General features: G+C 76.9%; 6 protein-coding genes and 1 pseudogene. 1 reads left to right on the forward strand and 6 read right to left on the reverse strand.

Features of this window, described 5'->3' with window-relative positions; genetic code table 11:
• From VER05_RS02400 to VER05_RS02425, 6 genes are all read right to left on the reverse strand, one after another.
• Window positions 1-591: hypothetical protein (locus VER05_RS02400; RefSeq protein ID WP_414647535.1), on the reverse strand; the 591-nt coding region annotated here is incomplete at its 3' end.
• Window positions 592-716: 125 nt separating this feature from the next.
• Complete coding sequence (locus VER05_RS02405; protein WP_324843803.1) at window positions 717-2654, reverse strand: GAF domain-containing sensor histidine kinase; 1938 nt, start codon at window positions 2652-2654, stop codon at window positions 717-719.
• On the reverse strand, window positions 2639-4651 hold the full coding sequence (cydC, locus tag VER05_RS02410) for a thiol reductant ABC exporter subunit CydC (protein WP_324843804.1): 2013 nt from the start codon (window positions 4649-4651) through the stop codon (window positions 2639-2641). Before cydC ends, VER05_RS02405 begins: the two co-directional genes overlap by 16 nt.
• Window positions 4648-6468 (reverse strand): thiol reductant ABC exporter subunit CydD, encoded by a 1821-nt coding sequence (cydD, locus tag VER05_RS02415; protein ID WP_324843805.1) that lies wholly within the window; start codon window positions 6466-6468, stop codon window positions 4648-4650. The genes cydC and cydD overlap by 4 nt, the downstream gene beginning before the upstream one ends.
• Window positions 6469-6483: 15 nt before the next feature.
• Window positions 6484-7566, reverse strand: a complete 1083-nt coding sequence (cydB, locus tag VER05_RS02420) for a cytochrome d ubiquinol oxidase subunit II (RefSeq protein ID WP_324843806.1) — start codon at window positions 7564-7566, stop codon at window positions 6484-6486.
• A gap of 12 nt (window positions 7567-7578) precedes the next feature.
• Entirely contained in the window at window positions 7579-9063 is a 1485-nt protein-coding gene (locus VER05_RS02425) for a cytochrome ubiquinol oxidase subunit I (RefSeq protein WP_324843807.1), read from the reverse strand.
• A 445-nt stretch (window positions 9064-9508) separates the two neighbouring features.
• Here VER05_RS02425 and VER05_RS02430 point away from each other — a divergent pair.
• Window positions 9509-10844 (forward strand): annotated as a pseudogene (locus VER05_RS02430) (hypothetical protein); the annotation flags it as partial.

Raw genomic sequence — 10844 nt, forward strand, 5'->3', positions numbered from 1 at the left:
GGCGTCCTCGACGGCGTGCGCGACCTGGAACGACTGGTCGGTCAACGCCGCGGCCAGCACCTCGGCCTTGGCGGCGTCGACGTGGCCCGTCTCCAGCGCCTCCCCGGTCGCGCCGAGCAGCCCGTCCAGCACGACCGCCCGCCGCACCACCCGGTTCGCGGTCATCCGCGCCCACCCGAGCCGCATCGCCAGCTCGTCCCCCGCCACGCTCGTCTGCGTCGGCGGGGCACCGGCGAGCGGGGACCAGTCCGGGCGCATCTCCTGCCGGCTGGCGAGCTCGGCAACGGCGGCCAGCTTGCGGGCGTGCAGGTGGGACTCCATCCGGTCGATCGCCGCGACGACCTCCACCAGCACCGTCGGGGACACCACCCGCTGGTCCAGTCCCCGCAACCAGGCATCCAGCACCGGGCCGGGCGGGCAGGACGCGATGGCCTCGACCTGCCGCTGCTCACTGGTCCGCGGCGCCCGACCCGCCGCCACCACCGGGTCCGGGCCGAAGTCCGTCAGGCACGTCCCGTCCGCCGCGTAGACCGGCAGCACCGGGTCGGCGACCACGTCGCCATCCGGGTGTTCCTGCAGGTCAGGTGCCATGAAACGACCCTACCGACGGCCACCGACACGCCCTCGGCGACTGGCGCCCGGCTGGGGACGGAGCACCACCACCGCGGCTGTGGAGGACTCGGCGCCCGCACGACGAGCCCGCCCCCACGCGCCGCTCAGCCCAGCGGGACCTCCCAGGACAGCAGCGTGCCCTGCCCACCGGGCGCGACGCCCAGCGAGAACGTCCCGCCGTGCTGCCGGGCGCGCGCGGCCAGGTTGCCCGTGCCGGAGCGGCGGTCCCGCGTCGCGGGCAGGCCGGCGCCGTCGTCCTCGACCTCGACGTGCACGGTGCCGAGCGGCCCGGCGCCCCGGACGGTCACCCGCACGGCGACCGAGGACGCGTGCGCGTGCCGGGCGGCGTTCGCGAGTCCCTCACGCACCACGGCGACGACGTCGTCGGTCCGGTCCGGGCCGATCCGCTCGTCGATGAGGTCCGCGACGATGTAGTCGCCGTCCGGCACCGACTCGCCGTCGAGCATGACGATCAGCGAGGGCGCGAACCCCAGGCCGGTGCGGGCCAGCGAGGCCTCCCGGCGGAGCCGCTCGACGATGCCGGTCGCCGCGTCCGGGTCGCGCAGGGCGTAGACGATCTGCCGGATCTGCCGCACGGAGGCGTCGACGTTGTCCAGCGCCTCCTCGACGATGTCGGTGAGCTCCGACGGGTCGACGCCGCGCGACGCCCGGCGGCGCACGGTCTCGAGCTGCATGCCGGTGGCGAACAGCTGCTGGATGGCCAGGTCGTGCAGGTCGCGCGCGATCCGCTCCCGCTCGTCGAGCAGGGCCGCCTGGTCCTGGGCGTGCCGGGCCTCCGCGAGCACGAACGCCAGCGCGGCCTGGGACGCGAACGACTCCGCGGTGGCCAGGTCGCCCGCGTCGAACGCGAGCGTCCCGACCTTGCGCAGCAGGATCAGCACGCCGACGCCGCGGCCGGAGGTCTGCAGCGGCGCGAACAGGGCGGAGCCGAACGCCCGCATCGCCGGCACCGTGATCCGGCTGGACCGGGCGAGCGAGTCGATGATGAGGCCCTGGCCCTCCTCCATGACGGACCAGGTCGGGCCGCCCGGGGTGAGCTGGGCGCCCACGAGGGCGTCGGCGTTGTGCCCGTCGGCGAGCTCGATCAGCAGCTCGCCGCCCACGCCGGGCAGGGCCAGCGCCGCGGCGTCCGCGTCGGCGACGTCCCGGGCGGTCGCGGCGATGTGCGCGAGCGCGTCCTCCTCGTCGGCGCCGGACAGCAGCATGGTGGTGATGTCCTGGCCCGCGCGCAGCCAGTGCTCGCGCCGGGCGCCCTCGGCGAACAGCTGGGCGTTCGCCACGGCGACGCCGGCGGTCGCGGCGAGCGCGATGACGGTGGTGGCGTCCTTCTCGCTGAAGCCGCCGTCCTTCTCGGACAGGTACAGGTAGCCGTACACCTGGTCCCGCACCCGGACGGAGGCCCCGAGGAACGACCCCATCGAGGGGTGCCCGGCCGGCCAGCCCTGGAACGCCGGGTGCTCGGTGAGGTCGTCCAGCTTGAGGACGCCGTGCACGGGGATGTGCCCGAGGACGCCGCGAGCGTGCGGCGGGTGGCCCATCATCGCGGCGGCGGCCGCGGGGACGCCGGTCTGCACGAACGTGGTCGACTCGCCGCGGGAGTCGAGCACGTTGATCGCGCCGTACGTGGCGCCCGTGAGCTCGACCGAGACCCGCACGAACCGCTCGAGCACGCCGGGCAGGTCCAGGCCGGAGGCGACCGACAGGACGGCGTCCAGCAGGTCGGCGAGCTCGTCGCCGGTCTCGGACGCGGTGCCGAGCTCGAGGTGCGAGCGGCCGCCGGGCTCGCGGACGTGGATGGTGGTGGTGACGCCGGGGCCGTAGGTCGGGGCGGCGACGCCGAGCGCGGCCGCGCGCTGCTCGGCGGCCGCGGCGTCCTGCGGCCGGGGCCCCGGCTCGCGCCGGGCGGGGGCGTGCGGGTCCTGCGGCGCGGGGTCCCGCGGTGCCGGGCCCTGCGGTGCCGGGTCCTGCGGTGCGGCGTCGTGGGGCGCCGCGTCCTGGCGTCCGGTCAGCTCGTCGGCCATGTGCTCGTCGTCCCACCCTCGTCCTGCTCGCTGGCGTGCGCCTCACCGTACTGGGCGTCGGTGGCCAGCAGGTGCGCGTGCGTCCCGCGCGCCGCGACGCCGCCGTCCCGCAGGACCAGCACCTCGTCGGCGGCGGCCAACGGGGCGAGCCGGTGGGTGACGACCAGGACCCCGCGGGCGGCGGGGTCGGAGGCCGGCGCGCCGGCGCCGCCGGGGGAGGGCGCGGTCGCGCGCGGTGCCGCCAGCAGGTCGCCGACGAGGCGGTCGGCCGTCGCCGGGTCGAGGTGCTCGGCCGGCTCGTCGACGAGCAGCAGCGGCGCCTTCGCGAGCAGCGACCGCGCCAGGAGCAGCCGGCGCCGCTCGCCGCCCGACACGCTGCGGGCATCCGGGCCGAGCGCGGTGTCGACGCCGTCGGGCAGGCCCGCGAGCCAGTCTCCCAAGCCCGCGCGGTCGAGAGCCGCCCGGGCGTCGTCCGGCGTCGCGTCGCCGCGGGCGACCCGCAGGTTCTCCAGCAGGGTCGTCTCGAAGACGTGGGCGTCCTCGGTGGTGAGCGCCAGCCGCGCCAGCCGGACCGTCGGGTCGACGTCGGCCAGCGGGATGCCGTCGAGCAGCAGCTCGCCGCCGCGCGGGGGCAGGAAGCCGGCGAGCGTGAGGAGCAGGGTGGTCTTGCCGACGCCGGACGGGCCGACGACGGCGACGCTGCGGCCGGGGGCCAGGTCGAGGTCGAGGCCGGTGACGACCGGGGCGCGGCCCGGCCAGCCGACGGCGAGGCCGCGCGCGGTGAGGCGGGGGGACGCGGCGTCGGCCGGGGCCGCGGGTGTGCCGGGCGCGGGCGCGGCGGGTGCGGCGACGCGCGCGGGCGCCGCGACGGGCGCGGGGGAGCCGGCACCCGTCGCAGGGACCCCCGGTGCGCCGTCCCGGTTCCCGGACCCCGGGACCGCCTCGTCCGGCGCCGCCGCGTCGTCCAGCACCGCCATCAGCCGGGCGGCCGCGGCGCGCGACCGGTGCAGCTGGATCGCGGCGGCGGGCAGCACGCTGGTCGCCTCGAACGCGGCTAGCGGCGTCAGCACGATCACCGCGAGGTCGACCTCGGCGATCCGGCCCGCGGCCAGCGCCGGGATGCCCACCAGCAGCGCGGCGAGCACGGCGACGCCGACCGCCAGGTTGCCGAGGCCGGCGGCGACCGCGGCGGGCCCGGCGCCGCGGTCGGTGGCCCGGGCGAGGTCGGCGTCGGCGGCGCGCAGCCGGGCGAGCTCCGCGCCGGTGCGGCCCTGCACGGCGAGCGGGCCGGCGTCCTCGAGCAGCCCCAGCGAGGTGGCGGCCATCTCGGCGCGAGCGGCGGCGGCGCGCTGCTCGGTCGCCCGGGAGGCGCGCTGCGCGAGCCACGGCGCGACCACGCCGGCCAGCACGAGGCACACGGCGAGCGTCAGGCCGGCCGCCGGCAGGAACAGGCCCATCGCGACGACGGTGCCCAGGCCGAGCACGGTCGCGACCGCGGCGGGCAGCAGGCCGCGGACGACCACGTCGCCGACGGCGTCGACGTCCGCGCCGACCCGCGCGAGCAGGTCGCCGCGCCGCAGGCCGAGCGTGGCGCCCGGCCGGCCGGCGGCCAGCCGCTCGTACAGCGTGGTGCGCAGCCGGGCCATGCCGCGGAGCGCGATGTCGTGCGAGACCAGCCGCTCCAGGTACCGGAACAGCCCGCGCCCGATGCCGAACGCGCGGACGGCGACGGTGGCCACGGACAGCTCCAGCACCGGCGGCATCTGCGCGGCACGGGTGATCAGCCAGGCGGACACGGCGGCCAGGGCGACGGCCGAGCCGAGGGCGAGCACGCCCAGCAGCACGGCCAGCGCCACGCGGCGGGGCGCGACGTCGAGCAGGCGGACCGCGCGCCACAGCGGGTCGGCGGCGAGGCGGCGGGCGAGCGGGCCGCGCGGGGCGGCACCGCCGGCGTCGGGTCCGGCGGCGGGGCGCGGGTCGGTGGTCGCGGTGCTCATCGGTCGCCCTCCCCGGGGGCCGGGGCGGTGCCGGACAGGCCGGCGGTCGTGACCAGGGCCGACTCGGCGGCGCCGAGCCGGGCGACGGCGGCGCCCGCGCCCGGGGCCGCGTCGGGGCCGGCGGCCGGCCGGTCGGCGGCGGGCAGCGGCGCGGACCGCACGGTCACGACGTCGTCGGCCAGCGCGATCAGCGACGGCCGGTGCGCGACGAGCAGCACCGTCCGCGCCGCGTCCTTCAGGGCCCGCACGGTCGCGAGCACGACCCGCTCGCCGGCGGCGTCGAGGTGCGCGGTGGGCTCGTCGAGGACGACCAGCGGGGCGTCCGACAGCAGCGCCCGGGTCAGGGCGACGCGCTGCCGCTGCCCGACGCTCAGCCCGGCGCCGCCGCGGCCGAGGTCGGTGTCCCAGCCGTCGGGCAGCCCGGCGACGACGGCGTCCAGCCCGGTCAGGGCGGCGGCCTCGTCGCGGCGGGCCCGGGCGGCGGGGGCGAGCGCGGCGTCCTCGGCGCCGGACACGAGCCGGCCGACGGACGCGGGGTCGAGGACGGGCCGCTGCGGCAGCCAGGCGACCTGCGGCCAGTAGGTGGTCGGGTCGACGTCGGCGAGCGGGGTCGCGCGGCCGTCCGCACCGACGAGCTCGACGGTGCCGCCGTCCGGCCGGAGCAGGCCGAGCAGCACGTCGACGGTGGTGGACTTGCCGGCGCCGCTCGGGCCGGTGACGGCCACGGTGCGGCCGGGCGCGAGCTCGAGGTCGAGGTCGGCGGGCGCGAGCAGGTCGCGCCCCGGCGCGCGGACGGTGACGCCGCGCAGCCGGACGGTGGCGCCGCGCAGGTCGGGGGCCGCGGCGGTGCCGGCCGCGGGGACGGGGGTCTCCAGGACCCGGAACACCTGGTCGGCCGCCGCGACGCCGTCGGTGGACGCGTGGAACTGCGCGCCGACCTGGCGCAGCGGGAGGTACACCTCGGGGGCGAGCACGAGCACGGCGAGGCCTGTCGTCAGGTCGAGGTGGCCGTAGACCAGCCGCAGGCCGATGCCGACGGCGACCAGGGCGACGGCCAGCGTGGTGAGCAGCTCCAGCACCATGCCGGACAGGAAGGCGACCCGGAGGGTGCCCATCGTGGCGCGCCGGTGGGCGTCGCCGAGGGCCTGCACCCGCTTCGCCGGACCCCGCTCGCGCCCGAACGCGCGCAGCGTGGTCAGCCCGGCGACGAGGTCGAGCACCTGGGAGCCGAGCCGCTGCATCACGCGCAGGCTGCGCTCGGAGCGGCCCTGGGTGAGGTGCCCGATCAGGACCATGAAGATCGGCACCAGCGGGATCGTCCCCGCGGCGATGGCGGCCGAGACCCAGTCGAGGTCGAGGATCACCACCAGGACGGCGGGGGTGACGGTGGCCGACAGCACGAGCTGCGGCAGGTACTTCACGAAGTAGGGCTCGAGGGCGTCGAGCCCGCGGGTCGCCAGCGTGACGACCCGCGCGCCCTCGCCCTCCGCCAGCCAGCGCGGGCCGAGGGCGGCGGCGCGGCCGACGACCTGCTCCCGCAGCTCCGCGATCGCGCGGGTCGCCGCCCGGTGCGCGTACCGCTCCTGCACGCCGACGGCCAGCGCGCGCGCCGCGACGACGGCGGCCAGCCACCCGACCCGCGGGAGCAGGTCGGGCAGCGTGGCCCCGTCTTGCGCGGCGGCGGCGAGCACCTGCGCGAGCAGGATCGCCTGGGCGATCACCAGGCCGGCCGTGACCAGCCCGAGGGCGACGGTCAGGGCCAGGTACCCCCGGGCGGCGCGGGCGTACCGGAGCAGGCGCGGGTCGAGCGGCTTCACGCGGTCGATCGTCCCTCAGGCGCGGGTGGAGCCGTCGGGGGAGGTGCCCCCGTGGCCGGTGGACGCGCCCGTCTTCGGCAGCACCGCCGCGAACGTCAGCCCGGTGTGCTCCGGGATGTGCTCGGCGGAGATGCGCTTGCGGAACACCCAGTACGTCCAGCCCTGGTAGAGCAGCACGACCGGCGTGAGGACCACCGCGACCCAGGTCATGATCGTCAGCGTGTAGTCCGTGGACGACGCGTTGTCGACCGTCAGGGAGTTGGCGGGGTCGAACGCCGGCATCACGTCCGGGTACATCGACCCGAAGATCAGCACGACGGCCGCGACGATCGTGACCGCGGACCAGACGAACGCCCAGCCCTCGCGGCGGGCCCGGGTCGTGAGGACGACCGCCACCAGCGCGACGGCGGCGACGGCCACCGCGGCCCAGGTCCAGGCCACCGAGTAGGCGAGCTGCGCCCACACGGCCCACGCCGCGGCGACGACCAGCGTCACCGGGGCCAGCCGCTCGGCCAGCGCGGCCGAGCGCTCGTGCATCTCGCCGGACGTCTTGAGCGCCAGGAAGACCGCGCCGTGCGTGACGAACAGCAGGGCCGTCACCGCACCGCCCAGCAGGGCGAACGGGTTGAGCAGCGCCCAGAACCCGCCGACGTACTGGTGGTTCGCGTCGAGCTCGACGCCGCGCACCAGGTTCGCGAACGCCACGCCCCAGAGGATGCCGGGGATGTAGGAGCCGAGCATGATGCCGCGGTCGGCCCAGGCCCGCCAGGTGTCGGTGTTGATCTTGCCGCGCCACTCGAACGACACGATCCGGAAGATCAGACCGACCAGGATGAGCAGCAGCGGCAGGTAGAAGCCGGAGAACAGCGTGGCGTACCACTCGGGGAACGCCGCGAAGGTCGCGCCGCCGGCCGTGATCAGCCACACCTGGTTGCCGTCCCAGACGGGGCCGATGGTGTTGATCATGACGCGGCGGTCGTTGTCCTTGCGGCCGAGGAACGGCAGCAGCATGCCGACGCCGAAGTCGAACCCCTCGAGCACGAGGTAGCCGGTCCACAGGACCGCGATGAGCAGGAACCAGATGAGCGGGAGATCCATGGCCTGCTCCTCTCAGTACGCGAACGACAGCGGGCGCTCGGCCGCGTCGGGGTCGCTCGGGTCGGGCTGGTTGTCGGGGTTGTCCGGGCTCGGGTCCCGCTCGGTGTCCGCGACGCCCTCGACGGCGTACCGCTTCATCAGGCGGTACCAGAACACCGCGAGCAGGCCGTAGACGAGCGTGAACGCGACCATCGAGATGACGACCGTCGACGCGCTCACCACCTCGGAGACGCCGCGCTCGGTGAGCAGCCAGACGCCGTCGACGCCCGTCGGGTTGGGGTACACCACCCAGGGCTGGCGGCCCATCTCGGTGAAGATCCAGCCGAACGACGAGGCCAGGAACGGGGTCGGGATGGCCCAGATCGCGATGCGGGCGAGCCACTTGTTGTCCGAGACCCGGCCCTTGCGGGTGAACCACAGCGCGGCGAGCGCGAGCGCCACCGAGCCGGCGGCCAGGCCGATCATCAGGCGGAACGCCCAGTAGGTGACGGTGAGGTCGGGGATGTAGTTGACGCCCTCGCCGTACTGCTCCTCGTAGCGCTCCTGCAGGTCGTTGACGCCCTCGATGCGCGACGTGAAGTCGTTGTTCGCGAGGAACGAGGTCAGGCCGGGGATGCTGATGAGGTGCGCGACGCCGTCGCAGTTGTTCGTGAGGTCGCCGATCGCGAGGATCGAGAACGCGGCGCCGTCCTCGGTCTCGCACAGCGCCTCGGCGGCGGCCATCTTGGTCGGCTGCTGCTCGAACATGAGCTGGCCCTGCGCGTGGCCGGTGATGCCGAGGCCGACGCCCGAGATCAGCATGGTGAACACGCCGAGCATGACGGCCGGGCGGTAGACCGTGCGGGCCTTCTCGCTGTCGCCGTTGCGGACGAGCCGGACCATCCACCAGGCGGCGATGCCCGCGACGAAGGTGCCGGCGGTGAGGAACGCGGCCGTGACGGTGTGGGGGAACGCCGCCAGCAGCGTGCTGTTGGTGAGCACCGCGACGACGTCGGTCATCTCGGCGCGGCCGGTCTCGGTGTTGAAGGTGGTGCCGACCGGGTGCTGCATCCAGGAGTTGGCCGCGAGGATGAAGTACGCGGAGAGGTTGGTCGCGATCGCGACCGCCCAGATGCAGGCCAGGTGGATCTTCTTCGGGAGCTTGTCCCAGCCGAAGATCCACAGGCCGAGGAACGTGGACTCCACGAAGAAGGCGGCGAGGGCCTCCATCGCCAGCGGCGCGCCGAACACGTCGCCGACGAACCGGGAGTACTCGGACCAGTTCATGCCGAACTGGAACTCCTGCACGATGCCCGTGGCGACGCCGATCGCGAAGTTGATCAGCATGAGCTTGCCGAAGAACTTGGTGAGGCGGAGCCAGGTCTCGTTGCCGGTGCGGACCCAGATGGTCTGCATGATCGCGACGAGCGGGGTCAGACCGATCGTCAGCGGGACGAAGATGAAGTGGTAGACGGTGGTGACACCGAACTGCCAGCGGGCCAGGTCGAGGGCTTCCACGTGGAGTCCGTCCTGAAGACTGAGGCGGTTGGGGGGCCGAACGGCCCAGGTCGGGGCCGTGAGGTGACGGTATTGCGCCCCGATTCACAAGCGTAGGACAAAGGTCCCGCGATCTGACGCCATGTCGTCTCGTTGTGACTGGTTTCACGAGCGTGACCTACCGCACGTCCCGGCGACCTCTGTGCGATACTGGCTCCGGTCTCCCGGGATCCACACACCCCGGGCGCCACCGTGCTCGCCGCACCAGCGCATCGCGCTGCCAGGCGCCGCCGGCCGGCCGACCCCGACCCAGGGGATCGCGCGGCCAGGCAGGCGATGGCGCCGAACGCCTGTGCAGCGGCCGACACCGACGACTTCCGTCGCCGCGGACCCGCGAGCGACGACCGACGGCCCGACGGGCGCCGAGCGTGTGGCCGGCGTACCCGGGCGTGCAGGAGCACCGCGCGTGACGCTCGACAACACCTCGGACAGCACCACCACCGCAGCGCAGACGGGCGGTGACGCGTCGGCCGAGGCCACCGCCCCGGCCCGCAAGCGCACCACCCGGACCCGCGCCACGCGGGCCGCCAAGGCCGCGGAGCCCGCGGCCGACACGCTCGACTTCACGGTCGGCGACGGCGCGCCCGCCGCCGAGGCGCCCGCCGCCGAGGCGCCCGCCGACGAGGCGCCGGTCAAGCCGGTGCGCCGCCGGGCGCCGCGCAAGACCGCCGCGCAGAAGGCGGCCGAGGCCGCCGCGCCCGCCGCCGCGGAGGAGGCCGCCGCGCCCGCCGCCGCGGAGGAGGCGCCCGCCGAGGCGGCCGCCGCGCCCGCCGCCGCGCAGGTCGAGGACGCCCCCGCCGCGGACGAGGCGCCCGCTGCCCCGAAGCGCCGCCGCGCGACCCGCACGGCCGCCGCCCCCGCCGAGCCGCCGGCCCCCGAGGCCGACGCCGCCCCCGCGACGGTCGCCGCAGCCGAGTCGCCCGCGGAGCCGGCCGTCGCCGAGTCGCCCGCGGAGCCCGCCGCCGCCGAGGCCCCGGCCGCGCCCGCCCGCCGGTCGCGCCGCGCCACCCGGCCCGCCGGGGCCGGCGCCGCCGCCCCGGCCGCCCCCGCCGCGCCCACCCCGGAGCCGGCGCCCGCGCCCGCCGCCGAGGAGCCCGCCGCCGAGGAGCTGGACGAGGACGCCGTCATCGAGCAGCCCGAGGACGAGCAGGTCGCCGAGGCCGTCGAGCAGGCGGAGGAGACCTCGGCCGCCGCGCCGGAGAGCCGCCTGGACGTGCTGGCCGAGCTCGGCCGGAGCCAGCCCGCTGCCGAGCGCGAGCCGGCCCGCCGCTCGCGCGGCCGCCGCTCGGGCAGCCGCAAGGCCGGCGCGCCGGACGCCACGGCCCCCGACGCCGCCGAGCAGCAGCCGGCCGCCGAGCTGCCCGCCGCCGAGCAGCCCTCCGCCCAGGAGCCCGCGGCCCAGGAGCCCGCGGCCGGGCAGCCCGCCGCGCAGCAGCCCGCCGGCCGGAAGCCCGCCGGCCAGAAGGCCGACCAGGACCGCGCCGCCTCCGCGCGGCTCGCCACCACCGCGCTGCTGTTCCAGGCGCCCGAGGCCCCGCGCCGCCGGCGCCGCGCCCAGGCCCCGTCCGGCTCGCCCGAGGCGATCTCCGCCGCGGCGCAGGCCGACCTCGAGGCCGCGCAGGCCGCCGAGGCCGCGGCCGCCGACGCCGCCGAGGCGCCGCAGGACGCCGCCGCCGAGGAGCAGGCCGCCCCGTCGCGCCGCCGCGGCCGCCGGGGTCGGTCGCGCGCCGAGCGCGCCGAGG

The organism is Cellulomonas sp., from assembly GCF_035634735.1.
Classification (GTDB): domain Bacteria; phylum Actinomycetota; class Actinomycetes; order Actinomycetales; family Cellulomonadaceae; genus Cellulomonas.

Excerpts from the sequence above, each read along its gene's own strand:
- cydC (WP_324843804.1), bottom strand. The coding sequence starts at position 4,651 with ATGAGCACCGCGACCACCGACCCGCGCCCCGCCGCCGGACCCGACGCC.
- cydB (WP_324843806.1), bottom strand. The coding sequence starts at position 7,566 with ATGGATCTCCCGCTCATCTGGTTCCTGCTCATCGCGGTCCTGTGGACC.
- VER05_RS02405 (WP_324843803.1), bottom strand. The coding sequence starts at position 2,654 with ATGGCCGACGAGCTGACCGGACGCCAGGACGCGGCGCCCCACGACGCC.